The 18,085-nt window shown below is 73.1% G+C and carries 21 protein-coding genes; 8 read left to right on the forward strand and 13 right to left on the reverse strand.

Translation table 11 applies throughout. The features are described from left to right. Positions 1 to 46: 46 nt before the first annotated feature. Entirely contained in the window at positions 47 to 301 is a 255-nt protein-coding gene (locus ACZ7P3_RS36050) for a hypothetical protein (protein WP_472088216.1), read from the forward strand. A 151-nt stretch (positions 302 to 452) separates the two neighbouring features. Here the strand turns inward: ACZ7P3_RS36050 and ACZ7P3_RS36055 are convergent, their stop codons facing one another. Both ACZ7P3_RS36055 and ACZ7P3_RS36060 read right to left on the reverse strand, forming a co-directional pair. Further along, a complete protein-coding gene (locus ACZ7P3_RS36055; RefSeq protein ID WP_472088218.1) occupies positions 453 to 920 on the reverse strand; it encodes a hypothetical protein in 468 nt (155 codons plus the stop codon). Positions 921 to 1,244: 324 nt separating this feature from the next. After that, positions 1,245 to 2,351, reverse strand: a complete 1,107-nt coding sequence (locus ACZ7P3_RS36060) for a PP2C family protein-serine/threonine phosphatase (RefSeq protein WP_472088220.1) — start codon at positions 2,349 to 2,351, stop codon at positions 1,245 to 1,247. Between the two features lie 264 nt (positions 2,352 to 2,615). On the opposite strand from ACZ7P3_RS36060, the gene ACZ7P3_RS36065 reads away from it, so the two are divergent. From ACZ7P3_RS36065 to ACZ7P3_RS36075, 3 genes are all read left to right on the forward strand, one after another. Then, a complete protein-coding gene (locus tag ACZ7P3_RS36065; protein ID WP_472088222.1) occupies positions 2,616 to 3,536 on the forward strand; it encodes a GNAT family N-acetyltransferase in 921 nt (306 codons plus the stop codon). Between the two features lie 44 nt (positions 3,537 to 3,580). Next, entirely contained in the window at positions 3,581 to 3,907 is a 327-nt protein-coding gene (locus ACZ7P3_RS36070) for a hypothetical protein (protein ID WP_472088224.1), read from the forward strand. Between the two features lie 75 nt (positions 3,908 to 3,982). Beyond that, positions 3,983 to 4,411 carry a hypothetical protein gene (locus ACZ7P3_RS36075; protein ID WP_472088226.1) on the forward strand — a complete coding sequence of 143 codons (429 nt, stop codon included), beginning with the start codon at positions 3,983 to 3,985 and terminating at the stop codon, positions 4,409 to 4,411. A 292-nt stretch (positions 4,412 to 4,703) separates the two neighbouring features. Here ACZ7P3_RS36075 and ACZ7P3_RS36080 read toward each other — a convergent pair whose 3' ends face one another. From ACZ7P3_RS36080 to ACZ7P3_RS36115, 8 genes are all read right to left on the reverse strand, one after another. Continuing rightward, the gene (locus ACZ7P3_RS36080; RefSeq protein WP_472088228.1) at positions 4,704 to 4,952 is read right to left on the reverse strand and encodes a hypothetical protein; all 249 of its coding nucleotides are present in this window, start codon (positions 4,950 to 4,952) and stop codon (positions 4,704 to 4,706) included. After that, on the reverse strand, positions 4,952 to 5,350 hold the full coding sequence (locus ACZ7P3_RS36085) for a hypothetical protein (protein WP_472088230.1): 399 nt from the start codon (positions 5,348 to 5,350) through the stop codon (positions 4,952 to 4,954). The genes ACZ7P3_RS36080 and ACZ7P3_RS36085 overlap by 1 nt, the downstream gene beginning before the upstream one ends. Positions 5,351 to 5,405: 55 nt before the next feature. Beyond that, on the reverse strand, positions 5,406 to 6,869 hold the full coding sequence (locus tag ACZ7P3_RS36090) for a sensor histidine kinase (protein ID WP_472088232.1): 1,464 nt from the start codon (positions 6,867 to 6,869) through the stop codon (positions 5,406 to 5,408). Then, complete coding sequence (locus tag ACZ7P3_RS36095) at positions 6,866 to 7,570, reverse strand: response regulator transcription factor (RefSeq protein WP_472088234.1); 705 nt, start codon at positions 7,568 to 7,570, stop codon at positions 6,866 to 6,868. Before ACZ7P3_RS36095 ends, ACZ7P3_RS36090 begins: the two co-directional genes overlap by 4 nt. Positions 7,571 to 7,938: 368 nt before the next feature. Then, positions 7,939 to 8,829 carry a Gfo/Idh/MocA family protein gene (locus tag ACZ7P3_RS36100; protein WP_472088236.1) on the reverse strand — a complete coding sequence of 297 codons (891 nt, stop codon included), beginning with the start codon at positions 8,827 to 8,829 and terminating at the stop codon, positions 7,939 to 7,941. Between the two features lie 35 nt (positions 8,830 to 8,864). After that, a complete protein-coding gene (tgmB, locus tag ACZ7P3_RS36105; RefSeq protein ID WP_472088238.1) occupies positions 8,865 to 9,848 on the reverse strand; it encodes an ATP-grasp ribosomal peptide maturase in 984 nt (327 codons plus the stop codon). Between the two features lie 17 nt (positions 9,849 to 9,865). Continuing rightward, positions 9,866 to 10,057: a putative ATP-grasp-modified RiPP gene (gene tgmA, locus ACZ7P3_RS36110; protein ID WP_020938095.1), complete on the reverse strand. Its 192-nt coding sequence runs from the start codon at positions 10,055 to 10,057 to the stop codon at positions 9,866 to 9,868. 150 nt (positions 10,058 to 10,207) lie between these two features. Continuing rightward, entirely contained in the window at positions 10,208 to 11,074 is an 867-nt protein-coding gene (locus ACZ7P3_RS36115; protein WP_472088241.1) for a fructosamine kinase family protein, read from the reverse strand. Between the two features lie 188 nt (positions 11,075 to 11,262). Between ACZ7P3_RS36115 and ACZ7P3_RS36120 the strand changes: the two genes are divergently transcribed. Continuing rightward, complete coding sequence (locus ACZ7P3_RS36120; RefSeq protein ID WP_472088243.1) at positions 11,263 to 11,973, forward strand: cyclodityrosine synthase; 711 nt, start codon at positions 11,263 to 11,265, stop codon at positions 11,971 to 11,973. Then, positions 11,970 to 13,178, forward strand: coding sequence for a cytochrome P450 (locus tag ACZ7P3_RS36125; protein ID WP_472088245.1), 1,209 nt, complete (start codon positions 11,970 to 11,972; stop codon positions 13,176 to 13,178). Before ACZ7P3_RS36120 ends, ACZ7P3_RS36125 begins: the two co-directional genes overlap by 4 nt. 75 nt (positions 13,179 to 13,253) lie before the next feature. On the opposite strand, the gene ACZ7P3_RS36130 is transcribed toward ACZ7P3_RS36125, so the two are convergent. The 3 genes from ACZ7P3_RS36130 to ACZ7P3_RS36140 form a co-directional block, all read right to left on the reverse strand. After that, positions 13,254 to 14,129, reverse strand: coding sequence for an SCO6745 family protein (locus ACZ7P3_RS36130; RefSeq protein ID WP_472088247.1), 876 nt, complete (start codon positions 14,127 to 14,129; stop codon positions 13,254 to 13,256). A 165-nt stretch (positions 14,130 to 14,294) separates the two neighbouring features. Next, complete coding sequence (locus ACZ7P3_RS36135) at positions 14,295 to 15,293, reverse strand: Vgb family protein (protein ID WP_472088249.1); 999 nt, start codon at positions 15,291 to 15,293, stop codon at positions 14,295 to 14,297. A 237-nt stretch (positions 15,294 to 15,530) separates the two neighbouring features. Next, entirely contained in the window at positions 15,531 to 16,226 is a 696-nt protein-coding gene (locus tag ACZ7P3_RS36140) for an SDR family NAD(P)-dependent oxidoreductase (protein WP_472088251.1), read from the reverse strand. Between the two features lie 93 nt (positions 16,227 to 16,319). On the opposite strand from ACZ7P3_RS36140, the gene ACZ7P3_RS36145 reads away from it, so the two are divergent. After that, positions 16,320 to 16,922 carry a TetR/AcrR family transcriptional regulator gene (locus tag ACZ7P3_RS36145; protein ID WP_472088253.1) on the forward strand — a complete coding sequence of 201 codons (603 nt, stop codon included), beginning with the start codon at positions 16,320 to 16,322 and terminating at the stop codon, positions 16,920 to 16,922. A 379-nt stretch (positions 16,923 to 17,301) separates the two neighbouring features. Beyond that, entirely contained in the window at positions 17,302 to 18,015 is a 714-nt protein-coding gene (locus ACZ7P3_RS36150) for a hypothetical protein (RefSeq protein WP_472088255.1), read from the forward strand. Positions 18,016 to 18,085: the final 70 nt, after the last annotated feature.

The raw sequence follows: 18,085 nt of genomic DNA on the forward strand, positions 1-18,085 counted from the left end.
GGCGGGGAGGGGCGTACCACCGGAGCGTCCCGGACGTTGCCCCGGCATGAACCGTACGGACCGCAAGGCCCCGATGAACCAGACGGCATCGCTGCTCTTCAGGCGCCTGCCCCGCGTCGAGACCGCCCCGCGTGTCCACACCGAAGTGGCCGGTGCCCTCAGGACCCGTGAGCCGATCTACGCCCAGCTCGTCGAGGAGTGGCGGGCGCAGGGGCGGACGGTCCCCGCCGAACCGGACGGTCTGTGGGCCTCCTTGGCAGGACGCGCGCTGCGCGCCCGGCCCGAGCCCGAGCGCTCCTGATCCGGCCCGGCCGTTGCCGCCTCCGCCCCTCCGCGCTCCGGCCGCTTGCGCCCTCGATCCGGTCCGGCTGCTCTGCCGTCTCTGACCCGGTCCGGCTGCTCTGCCGTCTCTGACCCGGTCCGGCTGCTCTGCCGTCTCTGATCCGGCCCGGCTACTGCCCGCACAGAGGTGCGAGCACGGTCAGTGTGCCGTTGGCCTGCCGCAGCGCCGCCTCCAGGTCGCCGGGCGCGTGCAGTGTGCCGGTGCCGTCCGGCGGGACCAGCCACTCCAGGAAGCGGGCGGGCCGGTACGGCGGCGGCACGGCGACCCACGACCCCTTGGTCGCGTACCGCAGGCCGGCGCCGACCCAGCCCCCGGCCGGGTCCGGCGGCAGGAAGAACCCGACCCGCTGCGCGGCGGTGTCCACCAGCGTCGGCCCCGGCACGGGCCCCGACGGCCGCCACAGCAGGTCCAGGGTGAGCAGGCCGAGCCGGTCGGGAACGGTCAGGACGTCCCAGAAACGGCCCGCCTCCAGCAGTGCGATGCCCTCGCCGTGGTCCCAGTCCCACTTGCATGCGCGAGGATCGGCCGCCGCCGCGGCCAGCCACTCCACGCCCCGCATCCACATCGTGTTCGTCATGCACTGCTCCGGGTGATCCTCGCTCGCCTGGCACAAGGGCAGGGAACGGCCGTGACCGGGCACTCGGTGCGCGTGCACGCCAACCCGGCATATGCATGCTGGTAGATATTTCTACTTGGCGGAAGGGGTGGCGGACCCTGGCGTTTTGCACGCTGCGTCCGGGACACGGGCTGACCTGCGCACGTGCTGTGCGTTCGTGTCTCCGTGCGTCCGTGCGTCCGTGCGCCCGTGCGTCCGTGTCTCCGTGTGTCCGTGCGTGCCGGGCCGGGGCACGGTTCGAGGCCGGGCGGGAGCCTCGGGTATACGGCAGGGCCGGGTGGAGCGTCAGGTGCGTGCCGGGCCCGGTGTCAGGACGAGCATGGTGGCGTCGTCGCGGACCTCGTAGTGCAGTAGCCCGAGGTCCGCCCACACGGCTTCGGCCAGTTCGGCGGAGGCCGTGGCCGTGAAGGCGGCCAGCCGCTCGGGCAGCGGATAGAAGGCGCCGGAGGCGTCCCGGGCCTCCCAGACGCCGTCGGAGGCCAGCAGCAGACGGTCGCCCGGCCCCAGCGGCACGGTGACCTCCTTCGGCGGCTCTACGCCGACCAGGCCGAGGCCCAGCGGAGCGGCCCCCGCGAGGTTCAGTTCCTCGGCCCGCCCGTCGTGCAGCAGCACCGGCGCCGGATGCCCACAGGTGACCACCCGCACCACACCCGCGTCGGGCGCGAACTCCACCAGTACCGCCGTCGCGAACAGCTCCCCGTGCCGCACACCCGCCGAGTCCACCGCCACCCTGCGGTCCATCCGGGCCGCGACCGACTCCAGGTCCGGTTGGTCCAGCACCGCCTCCCGGAACGCGCCCAGCAGCGACACCACCGTCGCGACCGCCGCCAGCCCGTGTCCCCGCACGTCCCCCATCACCGCACGGACGCCGTACGGCCCGGCCCGCACGTCGAAGAAGTCCCCGCCGACCAGTGTCCCGTTCTCGGCGGCCCGGTAGAAGCCCGCGCACCCGACACGCCCCACGCGCTTGGGCAACGGCGGCATCACGGCCCGCTGCACCGCCTCCCCGATCGCGCGCTCCGTGTCCAGCTGGGCGTCCCGGCGGCTGCGCACGAAGGACACGAACACACTCAGCAGGGCGACGAACACGATGGTGAGCAGATCGGTGTTGCCCGGACGGTTCAGATGCGTGGCCGGCAGGTGCAGGACCCCGATGACCAGCGCACCCAGGAAGGCGGTGGCAAGCGGACCGTACGACAGGACGGCGAGCGGCGGGATCGCGCCCAGCAGGAACCCGAGATCGCGCGCGTGCGGGGTGACGAGCGTGGCCACGGTCACCGCCACCAGCAGCAGGATCGGGAGCACCCGCACCCACCGCGGCGGTGGTGCGCCCCGCAGCCAGCCGCGTTCCTCCCGGTTCCGACGCGACGACCAGCCGCGCACCCGTTCCACACCCCCACGCTACGCCGCCGTGGGCCGAGCCTCTCTTCGGCTCCCGCCCCGTCCGCCGTGTGCACACCGCGAAAACCGTTCGACGCCCCTCGGGTCGTCCCTCTGGCATCCGCACCACGCCACGCCCGAGACGGACGGAAGGAGGCGAGCGTCATGCGGTCCACAGTCATCCAGCGCTCCCCCCTCCCCGTTCCCCGGGCGTGCCACGTCTGACCCGACCGGGAGCGCTCCACGCCGTACGCGGCACGTATCCCGGAGGAATCCATGACCGCTCCGGTCATCCGCTCGCTCGACGAGAGCAGTGCTCACCTTTTCGACACCCTGCCCGACCCGCTCGGCCTGGCCGAGCGGCACCGGCAGACCCGGTACCGCCCCGCCTGGAAGCGGGTCGCCCTGCGCGACGGCCGGGTCGTGGCCCGCGCCGCCTGGTGGGGCCGGCCCGAGGACCCCGAGCCGCTCCTCATCAACTGGCTCGACCTGGCCGAGGGCGAGGAGGAGGCGGCGGCCGACCTGCTGCACACGGCGCCCTGGCGCACCGAGGAACTCGAACTCGACCTGCCCGTCGGCTGGCGTGACGTCCCCGCCCTGCGGGCCGCCGTCGCCACCCGCACCGCCGCCGGCCGCAAGGCCGGGTACGAACCGCTGGTGCAACGTTTCCTGTACCGCTGGACCCCGGACCACGGCCTGCCCGAACGCCCGGGGCGCCTCGCCTTCTCCGCCGAGCCGGACGACACCGTCTTCTACGACGCCCTGCGCCGCATCCACTCCGTCACCCTGGACGCCCACGCCCGCCGGGCCATCGAGCAGGGCGGAGTGGACCAGGCGGCCCAGGACGAGCTGGACGTCTTCCGCTGGTTCCCGTCGCCGCGGGAGTGGTGGCAGATCGCCCGCACACCCGGGGGCGAGACGGCCGGCATCCACATCCCCGCCCGCAATCCGTCCGGACCGTGCGTCGGTTTCATCGGCGTCCTGCCGGAACACCGCGGCCACGGCTATGCCTACGATCTCCTCGCCGAGTGCACCCACTTCCTCGCCGAGCGCGGCGCCGCGTTCATCGCCGGAGCGACCGACCAGGGCAACTTCCCGATGGCCGCGCACTTCACCAGGGCCCGGCACCCCGTCGTACGGGAGCGCATCAATTTCTGGGCCGAGTTCCGGGCCGACCGCGTTGTCAGTGCCGGGTGACATGCTGAAGGCCTGATCGACGGCGGCGGAGCGGGGGAGGGGCCATGGGGTCCGACGGCGAGGTGTGGCGGGTGAGCGCAGGGGAGGAGGCGGTCGGCGAGATCGTGATCGACGAGGCCGACTTCCCCTGGCTGTCGGGGAGGTTCGTCCCCGGCCCCGGCTTCGCCGCCGTACAGGACCTCTTCACCCGCGAAGCCGCCCTGATGGAGCGGGACGACGAGGCGAGCTGGGAGCAATGGGAGTCCGTGTACGACGAGATACGGCGCCGCGTCGCACTGTCCTCGCCCCATGGCCCCGTCCCCGAGTTCCTGCTGCACGTCGCGGGGGACCGGGCGTGGTTCCGGTGGAGCGACGAGCCGTTCGCCGCATGAGTTCCATGAGCGGCCGGCACTTGCGATCATGAGACTGCCGGACCCGGACGACACCCGAGAGGACCCCATCCGTACATGCAGCACACGCCCGAGAAGCCGGACCCGCAGGACCTGTCCGACCCGTCCCACCTGTCGGATCCGTCCCACCTGTCCGACCTGTTCGACCTGGACGAGGACCACGAGCGGGACGGCAGGGAGACCGTCGTCGCCTATCTCCGCGAGCTGGCGGACCGCGGGGTGCGCGTGGAGAGCGTGGAGCGGGAGATCGACGCGGAGAGCGGCCTGATGATCGCCACCGCACTGCGCCTCGGCGGCAACCGTGTTCTCCGCGCTCACTTCCCCGCGGTTCCCCCCGCCTGGCTGTGCGGGCGCGCCGACTTCGCCGAGGAGTGGCGCGTCTGGTGCCAGGACGAGATCGGCGAGATGTTCGTCCAGGGCGAGGGGTACCTGGACTGGACGCAGGCCGTGGAGGCCGGAGCCCGCGCGGCGCACGGCCGCGTCTGAACCGCCGACCCTTGGCCCCTGACACGGAGCACGCCGCTGCGGGCGGCGGAGCCACCCTTCCACCGCCCTCCGGCAGCGGCGGCGGCACGACCACTCCCGGACCGGGCCGGGACCGGCCTTGACCAGTCCCGGCCTTGACCGGGACCGGCCGTGACCAGCCCTGGCCTTGCCCGGTCCCGGCCGTGACCGGGACCGGACCTGACTGGGATCTGACCCGACCGGCCCTGCGCGCCGGAGCGGCCGGCCCCTCTGCCGACGGGGCGATCCCCCGCGCCGCACACCGGGGCGACGGTCAGCGGTCCGCGGTGTCCGTTGCGTTCTGGTCGGCCGCTGCCGCCGCCGACTCGGCTGCGTCCACCTTCTTCTCCATCTGTGCGTATCCCGAAGGAGCGCCCGCCGGAGCCGTGGACGAGGACGAGGACGTGCTGCCGGGCGAGGCCTTCGCGGAAGCGCCGTCGTGCCCGGCGCAGCCCGCGGTGAGGGCCACGACCAGTGCCACCGCAAGGCCCGCGAGGGCCGCCGGCCGCCTCCCGCCCCGCATCAGCCCGCCGCCTTCCCGGCGTTGTTGTCCTGGCACCACGTCTTGACCCCGGCCAGGTCCTTCTGCCGCTGCTGCAGGTTGGTGCGCAGCGACTTGCGGAAGTCCAGCCGATTCTGAAGGTAGGTGGCGATCTCGGTGTGCCCGGCCTTCTTCGCGTTGTCGACGCGCTTCTGCAGCCGGGCCACGGAGCCGCGCGTGCCGGTTCCGGCGTCGAGCCGTTTCAGGGCCCGCTCGATGCGCCGGTCGACCTTGGGCACCCGCTTGCACAGCGCACGGGCCCCGTCGCCGGCCGGCTTCGAGGGCGTGCTGTCGGCCGAGGCCGCCCCCGCCGTGCCGGCCAGCACGGCCGTCACGGCGACCCCCGTGAGCAGCACGCGTGTCCGTCGTCGTACGTCCATCTGCCTCTCCGTTCACGTACCGGACGGCCACGTCGTCCGTCCGTCGTGACGGAGGCTAGGGACCGTCTTTGGGGAAACTCTGTGACCGGTTTGCCCCGGCAGTGCCGATCAGCCAGTTCCGTCGGCCCGGCAGTCCGCCGCCGCCCGGGGGCAGCCGCACCTCGAAGCGCGCACCCTTGCCGCCCGGCGGGTCCGTCACCGTGACGCTTCCCCGGTGCAGTGCCGCCTGCTGGGCCACGAGCGTGAGACCGAGCCCGGAGCCCGCACTGTCCGGACCGCGCCGGAACCGCTCGAAGATCCGGCCCCGGGCATCGGGCGGCACGCCGGATCCGTGGTCGTCCACCGTGATCAGGACCTGGCCGGCGCTGCCCGCCACGCTCACCCGCACCCATGCCCGGCCCCGGGTGTCGCGGCCGTGGGCCAGGGCGTTGCCGAGCAGGTTGTCGAGCAGCAGTCTCAGGCCCGGCTCCCAGCCGTGCACGGTGAGACCGGGCACGGTGTCCAGAGCGATGTCGGCCTCCGGATCGCGGCGGCGGGCCTCGGCGACGGCCGCCTCGGCCACGTCGGACAGTTCGACGGCCCCGAATGCCTCCGCCTCCACCAGGTCCCCGCGACCCAGCTCACGCAACGTCACCAACAGGCCCAGCAGGCGGGCGTGTTCATGCTGCAGGTCGGCGACCACCTCGGCGTGCTCGGGTCCGGGCAGGTCGGGGTGTCCGGCGAGGATGTCCAGGTTCGTGCCCATGCTCATCAGCGGGGTGCGCAACTCGTGCGCGGCCGCGGAGGAGAAGGAGCGGGCGGTGTCCAGGGCCTCGGCGGTGCGCGCGGCCTGCTCGTCGTAGCGGGCGAGAACGGTGCGCACGGTGGCCGCCAGCTCGTCGACCTCCCGCACTCCCGTCCGCCGCAGGTCGATCCGGGCGCTGCTGGTACGCGGATCGAGGCCGGCGGTGCGCCGGGTGAGCCGGCGCAGCGGGGCGCTAGCGCCCGTGGCCAGGCCCCAGGCGAGCAGGCCGGACAGGGGCGCGGCGAGCAGCGCGGTGAGCAGCACCCGGCGCCGTACGACCCGGAGCTGGGTGCGGTCGGCGGTGTCGGGCGAGAAGACCCACAGCGTGCCCGATACGGCGGTGCCCCGGATCGGGCGGGTCAGAGCACGCCAGTTGCGGGTGCCGTCGCGGACGGTGACCGGTCCGGCGCCGCGGGCGGGCAGCTTCACCGAGGGGCCGGGCTGGGGTCCGCCGCTGAAGACCACATCCGCTCCGGCCACCCGTACGCCGACGTCGAGGGCGGCGCTGAACAGCTGCCGTTCCCTGGTGTCGGCGGCCTTGGGGCGGCTGTTCTGCGACGCTCGCAGCAGCGCTCGGGCGTCCGGGACGATGGCCGCCGCACGCTGCCGCAGGTGCTGGTCCTCGGCGCGGTGCAGATCGCGCGCGACCAGCTGCAGCAGCAGCCATCCGGACGCCAGGACCAGCAGCGGTACGGTGCAGCCTACGGCGAGGCCGATGCGGGTGGAGAGTCTCATCGCGTGCCCCGGTCGTCCCTCAGCACGAAGCCGACGCCGCGCACCGTGTGGATCAGCCGGCTGTGCCCCTGCGCCTCCAGCTTGCGCCGCAGATAGCTGACGAAGGTGTCGACGGCGTCGGTGCGTACGTCGAAGTCGTAGCCCCACACCCGTTCCAGCAGCTGATCGCGGGTGAGGACCAGGCCGGCGTTGCGGGCCAGCACCTCCAGCAGTTCGAACTCCCGGCGGGTCAGCTCCAGCGGACGGCCGTCGCGCTCGACGGTGCGGGCCGCCGGGTCGATCACCAGGCCGGCCACCCTCAGCACCTCCCGGCCGGCCGGCGGACGCCGGCGCAGCAGGGCGTGCAGTCGCAGCACCAGTTCCTGCAGGGCGAACGGTTTGACCAGGTAGTCGTCCCCGCCCGCCTGCAGTCCGGCTATCCGGTCGGCGGTCTCGTCGAGCGCGGACAGCATGAGCACGGGCAGGTCGAGACCCTCCGCCCGCAGCCGTGTGCACACCTCGATGCCGCTCATCGCGGGCATCGACACATCCAGCACCAGGACGTCCGGCGGCTCCCGGTCGATCGACGCGAGCGCCTGCGGCCCGTCGGCGGCGGTACGTACCGCGAAACCGTTCAGCCGCAGGCCGCGCTCCAGCGAACGGCGGATCGCCGCGTCGTCGTCGACGACCAGCACCGCGCCCGCGCACACCCTCTCACCCATGCACCCTCCTCACCGCCCCGTAGGGTATGGCCCTTGCCGATGTCCGAGGTCCTGCAGGGTATGGCCCTCGCGGATGTCCGAGGCAGCGGCATGGCGTTGCCTGCGCAGCAGGACGGCTCCCGCGGCGCACCGCACGCTCTGGAGCAGGAACTCGATCGGTACGGTGATCTGCTTCGCCGGTGCCGGCAGGGCATGGGACCGGTGGAGACCGAAGGCCGCACCGGTGATCCCGGGGTCGGTCGCCGAAGGCCGCACCGGCGACCCCGGGGTCGGTCGCCGCTGGCGGCACCCCGATCGCGGTGCCCACGGCCGGCCGCCGCCTTGCCCGGCCCTTCACCCCGCCATGCGACCAGAAGCGGGGACGGGTGCTAGTCCGCCGGGCTCCCGGTCAACCGTGCCTGGGCCGCCGCCAGGATCTCGGTGACCCGCACGCCGAACGCGGCGTCGCAGGCGTGCGGCCGGCCGGTGCGTGCCGCGGTCGCCAGGGCGTCCGCGGCACGGCCCAGAGCGGGGACCGCGCCCTCGGAGCTTCCCGGGAGCAGCGACACGCCGGCCTCGCCCCGCAGCTCGACATCGGCCCCGGCCGCCGACGGCGGCGCCGTCAGGCTCAGCGTGAGCGTGCTCGACGCCCCGGTGGCGTGGTCGAGGACCAGATGCACGGTGTCGGAGGGACCGTACGCAGCCGCCAGCACCTGCCGTACGTCACCGAGCACCGGCAGCAGGACGGACAGGGCGTGCGGCCCGACGTCCCACAGTGCGCCCTTCTCCCGCCGCCACGGCGAGGCCGCGAACGGACTGTCGCCCGTGAACACGGACCCGAGCCACTGCGCCCGCGCCGTGAACCAGCCCGCCACGGCGGCCTGTTCGTCGATCCAGGCCTCCGGCTCCTTCTGGAAGCGGGCGGTGAAGAACACCACCGAGGCCACCTGGGCCCGCTCGGCCGCCTCGGCGACGGCCCGCGCCTCGGCCACCCCCACCGCCAGGGGCTTGTCCAGCAGCAGATGCCGGCCGGCCCGTGCGGCCCGCACCGCCAACTCGGCCTGCACGGACGGCGGCAGCGCCACCGCCACCGCGTCCACGTCGGCCAGCAGCGCGTCCACGTCGTCGTACGCCCGGACGCCGTACCGCTCCGCCAGCGCGGCCGCCGCCTGCGGGCGGCGGCCCCACACCCCTGTGAAGTCGAGGCCGGTGTGCCCGGCGAGGGCGGGAGCGTAGGCCGCCTGGGCCCACGGGCCCGTTCCCAGCAGTCCGATGCGCATGTCGCGTTCCTTTCTCCGAACCGGTGGCCGCAGCCTCACGATGCCGTGCCCCGGTCGCCGTCGGCGTACCGCTGTGCCGTTGTCCCGTCCCCCGCCAGCCACCGGGCGATGGCCTCGGCGATCGGCTGTCCGGTGTCCATCTCGACGAAGCCGAACTGGCCCGACTGGTTGCACTCCAGGAACCACCAGATCCCGTCCGAGTCCTCCGCGAAGTCGAAGGCTCCGTAGGCCAGTTCGGCACCCTCCATATAGCGGCGGACGGCCTCGGCGACGCGCGGGGGCACCTCGGCCGGAAGCCAGGGGGAGACCGACGGGGCGAAGCGGACGTCCACGTCGTCGGGGTGGGCGTCCGGGTCGGCCGGCTTGCGCGCGCCCAGCATCCGGTCGCCGACGACCGTGAGCCTGATGTCGGCCCGTTTGGGGACCCGGCGCTGGAGCAGGGTCGGGCCGAAGGCGACGGCGGCGAAGTCGGTGTCCGGCGCGACCCGGCTGGTCGGTACCGCCCGCGGCGGTTCCTGCGGGTGCGCGCCGGAGACGGGCTTGACCACCAGGTCCGGGAACCGCTCCGCGAACTCCCGGGCCGCCTGCGGAAACGTCGTGATCAGTGTGGCCGGCACGGCGAGCCCGCTGAGCTGGGCGAGCCGCAGCTGCCAGGGCTTGTGGCGGGCACGGCGGGCCGCGTCCGGATGGTTCATCCAGCGTGCGTCGGTGCTCCGGAGCATGCCGTAGAGCGCCTGGGAGGACTCCTCCGTCAGCCAGGCGGAGGGCTGGGCGGCGCGTGCGGCCGTGTCCCCCGGCCTGCGCACCCAGATGGAGCGCAGGCCGTTCATGCTCACCAGGCGCCCGCCGACGGACAGGTGTCCGCGGCAGGCACCCTGCACGTACTCGCCCGACAGGGCCACCCCGTTGGTGAGGTCGGCGGGGTCGAGCCGGACCACGGGCACGCCCGCCTCGCCCAGCCGGAGGACCACCATGTCCGCCGTCACGTCCTCTTCACTGGTCAGGATGAGCACGGTCATCTTGCGCAGGCCCGCGTTCAGTCGTCGAAGTGCGTCTTGGACCCGGCCGTGGAGGTCGTTGTCCCCAGCGCTCTCAGGGTCGCGTGGTCAGTGGCGGCGATCCGACCGTCCGGGAGGACGTTCAACTGCAGTCCGGAGTCGTACGCGTACGGAGTGGTGACGTCCAACTGCACAGCGGGGCGTGCGTAGTTGAGCGTGAACGGTTGCATGGTCTCTCCCTGATTCGGCTTTCACGTCCTTATACGAATCGAACGGGTGATTGGTTTCCTTACGCTCCGTAACCGAGGTCCGGAGAGGGGTCGTTCGGGGCGTCAGGTAGGAGGACGTCGCCCCGGACGGGAGGAGTTGCGCGGTGCCGTTCATTCCATGAAAGCGCGGCGCGCCGCTTCGAGAGCCTGTTCGGCGTAGCCGCGGCCGAACAGCACCGCGTGCACCAGGAGCGGAAAGAGCTGGTGCAGGCAGACGCGCCGCCGCCACCCGTCGGCCAGCGGCGCCGCCTCCTGGTATCCGGCCAGCACCCGGTCCAGGTGGGGGCAGCCGAACAGCTGGAGCATCGCCAGGTCGGTCTCCCGGTGCCCGCCGTGCGCGGCCGGGTCGATGAGCCGGACCTCCCCGTCGGCGCCCCACAGCACGTTGCCGTTCCACAGGTCGCCGTGCAGCCGTGCGGGCGGTTCGGCCGGCCCCGCGAGATCCGGCAGCCGCTCGCAGGCCCGCACGATCACCACGGCCTCCTCGGGACGTACGGTTCCGGCGTCGACGGCGCCGCGCAGATACGGCAGTACGCGATGCTCCGCGTACCACGCCGGCCAGTCGGCCCCCGGCGCGTTGCGCATGGGTGCGAGCCCGATGTACGCCTCCTCGGGCCCGCCGGGCGGCGCCGCGCCGAAGCGGGGCGCTCCGGCGGCATGCAGGGCCGCCAGGGCGTGGCCGAAGCGCACGGCCGCGGCACCGTCGGGCTGCCCGGTCGGCACCCGCTCGGTCACCATCCACCCTTCGTCATGGCCGAGCACCGCCGGCACCCGGACCGTTCCCGTCGCGCCGAGCCAGCGCAGCCCGGCCACCTCCGCCCGTACGGCACCGGGGGCGTCGCCACGCTTGACCATCACCACCGTCCCGCCCTCGAACGTCACCTCCGCGGGCGAGTCCGACCCCGCCCCCACAGCCGTGACCCGGCGTCCGGTGAGCCGGGACGCCGCCTGCCCTGGATCTTCGCCTCGGTTGACCACGGCCTCAGCGTACGGCCCGTAAATGAGGCTCTCCTGAGGGCGCTTGGACCATTGCTACGACTGTTTTCGGCCAAACCCAGGCAGTTACTACCCGTGTTGGCCCGGTACGGCTAGCGTGAGGCCGCCGCGTCGCCACACCAGGGGCACCGGGCCCTGTCGGGACTAGCGCGCGGCGGAGGGTTTCCCCCGTGACCACAGCATCCGTGCTGATGGCCGACGTCTTCGAGGTTCAGCCCTACACCTCCCACTGCGAAGTCATCTTCGGCGAGGGCGCACACGCCGTCATAGGCGTGTCCCCGGGCAACAGCTACTTTTCCGCCCAACGCCTGCATGACCTCGCCCGCTGGGGGCTGCACCACTTCGACAGGGTCGATTTCGTCTATACCGACCTGTACGTGGCCGAGATGTACGAGGCGTCCGGCTATGCGCCGGACGAGGCCCGCCGCAAGGCGGTGAAGAATCTGCGGGGTGTGCGCGCGAAGGTCCGTGACGCCGTCTCCGGGGCCGACCCGGAGGGCGGGCGGCTCGACTGGCAGCCCATGTCGGCCTTCCGCACCAACCCCGCCTACCAGGAGATCCACCGGCAGCTGAAGAGCCGGCTGCAGGCGGACGCCGACTTCCGCGCCGTCTGCAACGCCCTGGTGAGCCGCTTCCTGTCATCTCGGGGCGAGGAGGCGAGCGAACGGCAGCGCGCCGTGTGCCTGGAGTACGTGTGCGCCGAGGCCCCGCTCTTCCTCGACACCCCCGCCATCCTCAAGGTCCCGTCCTCGCTCAACTGCTACCACCAACTGCTGCCGATGGCCGAGCTGTTGTACTCCCGCGGCGCCGGACTGCGCGCCTCCCGCAATCAGGGCCACGCCGTCGTGACGCCCGCCGCCCCGGAAGGAGCCGCGGCATGACCGCCGCCCCCGACATCCGCACGGCCCCGCCGGTGCTGGACTTCCCGTTCTCCTGGGACGGCACCCGCGTGCCCGCCGAGGTGGAGGACCTGCGCGCCGCCACCCCCGTGCGGCGCGTGCGGACCATCGCCGGCGACGAGGCCTGGCTGGTGTCCTCGTACGAGCTGTGCCAGCAGGTCCTGAAGGACGACCGCTTCTCCCTCAAGGACACCTCCGCGCCCGGCGTGCCCCGTCAGTACGCACTCACGATCCCGCCCGAGGTCGTGAACAACATGGGCAACATCACCGGGGCCGGGCTGCGCCGGGCGGTCATGAAGGCGCTCAACCCGAAGGCGCCCGGTCTGACCGACTGGCTGCGGGGCGAGGCCCACCGCCTGGTGGACCTGATGGAGTCCGACGGCCCGACGGCGGATCTGCGCGGGGCGTTCTGTGAGCCGTACTCGGCGGGCATGCACTGCCGCATCCTCGGCATCCCGCAGACCGAGTCCCCGGCCTTCCTGCGCAGCCTCGACATCGCCTTCATGAACGCGCCGTGCCCGGTCACCGGTGCGAGGATCAACTGGGACCGGGACATCGCCCGGATGTCCGCCCTGCTCGACGACCCGGCCACCCATGGCCTGATGGGCGAACTCGCCACCCTGCGCGACGACCCCGACTACGCCCACCTGAGCGACGAGATGCTGGCCACCGTCGGCGTCACCATGTTCGGCGCCGGGGTCATCTCCACCTCGGGCTTCCTCGCCATGGCCCTGGTCTACCTGCTCACCCACCCCATCGCCCGGGACCTGCTGCGGGACCGCCGCGACCTGATCGACCGGGGCGTGGAGGAGCTGCTGCGGGTGAACCTCTCCATCGGCGACGCCCTGCCGCGCCTCGCCCTGGAGGACGTCCTTCTCGGCGACGTGCGGATACGCGAGGGCGAACTGGTCCTCGTCCTGGTGGAGGGCGCGAACCTCGACCCGGAGAAGTTCCCCGACCCGCACCGTTTCGACGTCCACCGTGACAACACCGCCGATCACCTCTCCTTCGGCGGCGGCGCGCACTACTGCCCCGCTACCGCCCTCGGCCGCGCGCACGCCCGGATCGCCCTGGAGGTCCTGCTCGATCGCCTGCCGGAGCTGGCGCTGGCCGTGCCGCCCGGACAACTCGTGTGGCGGACCGGATTCATGAAGCGGATCCCCGAACGGCTGCCGGTGACCTGGTAGCCCGAGGGTTCTTCGTACGTCGGTACGGCGTCCCCGGCCCGGTACCCCGGGCGGGGACGCCGACGTGCACAGGCCTCAACGGCCGGTGAGCCGCTCTCCGGGCAGTCCCACCGGATTGCCCGGCGGCAGCAGCCCCGTGTCCTTCATCGTGCGGGCCAGCGGCTCCAGCAGCTCGGCGAGGCGTGCGGTGCGCCGCGCGCCGAGCGCGGTCCACGGGCGCTCGGCCGCCTCGTCCGTCCGAGTCTCGACGAGCGCACGCCGGGACACGCCCGCACGGGTCAGCGATCCGTCCGCGGCGAGGAAGCCGCGCTCGTGCAGATCGGCCTCGGCGGCCGCCCAGTCCTCCGGCTCCCACTGGCGCGTCTCCCGCAGGAACCGCCCGTCCGACTCCCCGGCGGCCGCCTTGAGCACCATGGCCTCGACGGGCCCGATGCCCAGGCCCACCAGGACGGCGACATGCCCGTCGCCCCGGTGCTCGCGCAGGGTCGTCAGGGCCTGCCACAGCCGCACCGCCGGCCGCCCCGGGCGCTCCAGCGACTGGTTCGCGGCGGCCAGGACCCGCCCCGGCGTGTCCGCGGCGGCGGCCGCCTCCCATGCGAGATCGGCCGCCTCCGCAAGCTCCGCCGACCCCATCGCCTCAGACCCGAACACGCGGTTCATCGCCGCATCCATGGCCTCGGCCCGGGCCGCCAGCACCTCCGCGGGCGTCGCGTGCCCCCAGGCGTCGGGCAGTGCCCGAGCCACCCGGGCGGGGTGGAAGACATAGAAGCAACTGGTCACCGTGGCCGGGGACACGGCCCCCAGCGGCGCCGCCCGCAGGGCGAAGTACCCCATCCAGAACCCGCGCATCCCCAGCCGGTCCGCCGCCTGCCGCGCCTCCGGCGTGAAGTACACAAGATCGTGCACCGGCTCGTACAGCTCCCACATCTCCCGCGCCGTCCCGCCCGCCACTGGTTCCTCCCACCACGCCGGCCTGTCCCGCTGTCGGCACCAGCCTGCGCTATGACGGCTGTCATAACAAGCGATTACGGATGCATCGCTCCCCGTTGTCGATCTGTCGCTTTCTCTTTGTCGCCTTCCGCTTTCCTTTGTCGCCTTCCGCCGCCGCTGCGGCGATCACCGGGGCAGGGCCCGAACGTGCCCGACGGCATTGCCGGACAGCTCGGTGAACCACAGCCCGCTATCGGGCCCTGCGGCGATGCGGAACGGCACCGTGTCCGCACCGTTCTTCACCGTGAAGGTGCTGATCCTCCCGGTCGCCCCGACCCGTCCGATCCGGCCGGCCTGGTCGGCGTACCACACCTGGCCGTCCGGCCCGAGGGCGATGCCGCTCGGAGCACTGTCCGGGTCGGGCACCGGGAACCGGGTGACGCGTCCGCCGGGGTCGATCCGGGCGACCGCGTCCGAGTCGGACGCGGTGAACCACATCCCGCCCGGGCCGGCGACGATGTCCTCGGGGAAGCCCGAGCCGTCGGGCAGCGGGAACTCGGTGATCCGGCCGGTGCGGTCGATCCGCCCGATCCTCCGGCCGGTCAGCTCGGTGAACCACAGGGCGCCGTCCGCTCCCGCCGCCAGGGAGCAGGGGGAGGCGCTCGGGGCGGGGACCGGGTACTCGGTGATCCGGCCGGCCGTGGTGATCCGGCCGATCCTGTTGCCGCTCTGCTCGGTGAACCACAGGGCGCCGTCCGGCCCGGCCGCGATCCCGGCCGGGAAGCCGTCCGCGGTCGGCACCGGGAACTCCGTGAGGTGTCCCGCGGTGGTGATCCGGCCGATCCTGTTCGCGTGCCCCTCGGTGAACCACAGCGCGCGGTCGGGGCCCGCCGTGATGGCGAGCGGCAGACTGTCCGGGTCCGAGGTCGGGAAGTCGGTCAGCTTGCCCTCGACGGTGATCCGCCCGATCCGGCCGACGCCGGACGCCGCGAGCCAGAGCGCCCCGTCCGGTCCGGCGGTGATGCCGGCGGGAAGGGCGCCGGCCGCGGTGGTGACCGGATACTCCGTCATGTCGCCGACGTCGGCCCGGGCCTGGACGGAGACGGCGGTGACCCCGATCAGGGCACCGAGAAGGGCCGCGAGGACCCGACGGGATGCGCGCCCGAGCTTGGCTGCGCCGGACATGGGGCGGCCCCTTCCCCGCGGGGCGGGCCCGCGGGCACCGCCGTTCTGTGACGGATCGTCGGATTCAGGCTAGGGGCGCCCTTACCGTCGTACGACCGGACCGGTCCGGAAGGGGGACGGGGGCAGGGCGGGGGCCGCACCTGCCGCGAGAGCGTGGCGCCCGTGCCCACCTGGATCGTGGCCCCCGACGCGGGCTCGAGTGGCCCTGACCCTGGCGCGGTGCTCCGGGCCGGCGGCCTACCACGGGACGATCTCGCCGTGGCGATCCAGGAATTGCAGGCCGGGGGCGCCGGTCTGCGCTTCCAGGACGTCGACGACGGCCGGGATGCTCTCCCGGGGGGTGAGGGGCGCGTCGGGTCCGCCGAGCCGAGTCCGGTTGTGGCCGGGGTCGATGAGCAGCTTGGTGTGTCCGTCGCCGGCGTGGCGGGTGGCGTAACTGCGCATCAGCTGGTTGAGCGCGGCCTTGCTGGCCTTGTAGAGCTCATACCCGTCCTCGGTGTTGAGCGAGATGCTGCCCTGCTCGGAGGACATGACCGCGACGGTTCCGCCGGGCGCGACGAGTCCGCGGAGGGCCTCGAGGGCGCGCAGCGGGCTCAACGCGTTGGTGATCATCACGTCGGTGAACATGTCGGTCGGGACCTCGTCGATCGGCAGATTGCCCCGATCGATCGCAGCGTTGACGAAGAGCAGGTCGAGTCGACGGCCTTCCAGGCGCCCGCGCAGCGCGGCCAGCTGTTCCGAGCTGGTCATCTCCAGCGAATCGACCTTCAGCCGCCCGTTCGAGGCATCGGCTTTCACCTGCAGCTCGCCGCCGTCCCGGCGCGTCGTGGCCGTGACTCGCCAGCCGCGCCGGGCCAGTTCGTCGGCGAGGACGAGCCCCAACCCTCGAGAGGCACCGAGGACAAGAGCGTGGCGGTCGTACGTGGCAGACACATGCACTCCTTCGTGGTGGGGAAATTAGACTAGACGCGGCGTTGTGTCTAGGCAATCTCCATCACTGGACAGCGGCCGGGTAGGGTGTCCCACATGCCCGCCGCCAGTACTCAGTCCCGCAGGCCGCGCTCCGGCAGCCGGCGCGACGAGGCGGCACGTCTGGCCGTGCTCCATGCCGCGGACGACCTGCTCGTCGAGCACGGCTTCGGCGCTCTGACCGTCGAGGCGATCGCCCGTCGTGCCGGTGTCGCCAAGCAGACGATCTACCGCTGGTGGCCCTCGAAGGTCGAGATCCTCCTCGACACACTCATCGAGGACAGCGACAAACGCCTCCCCGTCCCGGACGAGAAGCCCACGGCCGAGAGCATCCGCGGCTACCTGCGTGACTTCGCGCGATTCCTCACCGCCGACACCGCAGGCAAGGTCCTCCTCGCGCTCATCGCCGAGGCGCAGCACGATCCCGACACGGCGAAGCGCTTCCACGAGCGCTATCTCGGCCCCCGTCGCCGGCAGGAACGCGAAATGCTCGCGCGCGCCATCGACGCCGGCGAGGTCTCGCCCCGACTCGGCCCCGACGCCGCGATGGACGCTCTGGTCGGCCCGATCGTCTACTGCGTCCTGACGGGATCGAGCACCGTCCCCCGCGATCTGGTGGACACCCTCGCTGAGGATGTGCTCAGGCCCCGCTCGACTTGAGTGTCCGAGCAGCTCTTCGCCGGCGGATCAGGCGGACACCGGGTCCCCGGTCCGAAGGGCAGCGGGCCCCGGCTCTCCCTGCTATGCCCCGGCCGGGCGGGGCAGCGGGGCCTGCCCGGCGGAAAGCGGACCCGGGGACCCGTCGGACGCGCGGCGCTCGGCCGGGTTCTCGCCGCACGGCGCGCATCCGGGTGACAACGCACTGGTCCGGACGGGGGGTGCCTCGGCGTGTCGCTGGGACAGACGGGTGGCGCGATGACACGGCTGGGCGGCCCGGATGGTGCGGCACAAGGGCCTGACTGACGGTGGTTCATGTCGGGGCCGGGTCCATTCAGCTGATGACGTATCCGCTGCCCGGCCACGGCGGAAGGACATCGACATGCGCTCTGCCCGCCTTCTTCTCGCCACGGCGGCCGCCTCCGCCGCCCTGGCCTTCGCTGCGCCCGGCGTCGCGTCGTCCGCCCTAGCTGCCGGGAACGACGGAGGCCGGGACGACTCCTCGTACAACAGCGACGGCGGTTCCGGCCAGGACCGCGACAAGGGTTCCGACAGTGGCCGCGACAAGGGTTCCGACAGCGGCCGCGACAAAGGCTCGGACAGCAACCGTGACAAGGGCTCCGGGAGGGACCACGACAACGACTACAGCACCGAGCGCGACGACGACGGCAGCCGCGACGGACCGCGCGGCGGAATGCACACGGGCGGCGGTGCGCTCGCCGCGGTGCGCAGTGACGACTGGGACTCGGAGGGCGACGACAGCAAGTTCGACCCCGAGACCTACCGGGACGACGACCAGGGCCAGGGGAAGAGCGGCGACCGGGACGGCGGTGGAGAGGAGAGCGGCCGGGACGGCGGCGGTGAGAAGGGTGGCCGGGACGGCGGGGGAGAGGAGAGCGGCCGGGACGGCGGCGGTGAGAAAGGTGGCCGGGACGGCGGCGGTGACGAGCACGAGAAGCCGCGCGGCGGCATGCACACCGGAGGCGGCGCCCTCGCCACGCCCGGTGTCACGGCGGGCGGCCTGGCCGTGCTCGCCGTAGGCGCCACCGGCATGTACACGCTGCGCCGCAGGAAGGGTGCCGAGTCGGTGTCCTGACCGGACTCCACAGTCCAGGGGATGCGGCCGCCGCCGGTGCGCCCGGTGCCGGCGGCCCGCACCCGCCCGG

This window comes from Streptomyces sp. NPDC107581, assembly GCF_055657175.1.

Bases quoted from the DNA above. Each gene is read 5' to 3' on its own strand.
- ACZ7P3_RS36050 (WP_472088216.1), top strand. From the start codon at position 47: ATGAACCGTACGGACCGCAAGGCCCCGATGAACCAGACGGCATCGCTG.
- ACZ7P3_RS36055 (WP_472088218.1), bottom strand. From the start codon at position 920: ATGACGAACACGATGTGGATGCGGGGCGTGGAGTGGCTGGCCGCGGCG.
- ACZ7P3_RS36065 (WP_472088222.1), top strand. From the start codon at position 2,616: ATGACCGCTCCGGTCATCCGCTCGCTCGACGAGAGCAGTGCTCACCTT.
- ACZ7P3_RS36070 (WP_472088224.1), top strand. From the start codon at position 3,581: ATGGGGTCCGACGGCGAGGTGTGGCGGGTGAGCGCAGGGGAGGAGGCG.
- ACZ7P3_RS36075 (WP_472088226.1), top strand. From the start codon at position 3,983: ATGCAGCACACGCCCGAGAAGCCGGACCCGCAGGACCTGTCCGACCCG.
- ACZ7P3_RS36080 (WP_472088228.1), bottom strand. From the start codon at position 4,952: ATGCGGGGCGGGAGGCGGCCGGCGGCCCTCGCGGGCCTTGCGGTGGCA.
- ACZ7P3_RS36085 (WP_472088230.1), bottom strand. From the start codon at position 5,350: ATGGACGTACGACGACGGACACGCGTGCTGCTCACGGGGGTCGCCGTG.
- ACZ7P3_RS36090 (WP_472088232.1), bottom strand. From the start codon at position 6,869: ATGAGACTCTCCACCCGCATCGGCCTCGCCGTAGGCTGCACCGTACCG.
- ACZ7P3_RS36095 (WP_472088234.1), bottom strand. From the start codon at position 7,570: ATGGGTGAGAGGGTGTGCGCGGGCGCGGTGCTGGTCGTCGACGACGAC.
- ACZ7P3_RS36100 (WP_472088236.1), bottom strand. From the start codon at position 8,829: ATGCGCATCGGACTGCTGGGAACGGGCCCGTGGGCCCAGGCGGCCTAC.
- tgmB (WP_472088238.1), bottom strand. From the start codon at position 9,848: ATGACCGTGCTCATCCTGACCAGTGAAGAGGACGTGACGGCGGACATG.
- tgmA (WP_020938095.1), bottom strand. From the start codon at position 10,057: ATGCAACCGTTCACGCTCAACTACGCACGCCCCGCTGTGCAGTTGGAC.
- ACZ7P3_RS36125 (WP_472088245.1), top strand. From the start codon at position 11,970: ATGACCGCCGCCCCCGACATCCGCACGGCCCCGCCGGTGCTGGACTTC.
- ACZ7P3_RS36135 (WP_472088249.1), bottom strand. From the start codon at position 15,293: ATGTCCGGCGCAGCCAAGCTCGGGCGCGCATCCCGTCGGGTCCTCGCG.
- ACZ7P3_RS36145 (WP_472088253.1), top strand. From the start codon at position 16,320: ATGCCCGCCGCCAGTACTCAGTCCCGCAGGCCGCGCTCCGGCAGCCGG.
- ACZ7P3_RS36150 (WP_472088255.1), top strand. From the start codon at position 17,302: ATGCGCTCTGCCCGCCTTCTTCTCGCCACGGCGGCCGCCTCCGCCGCC.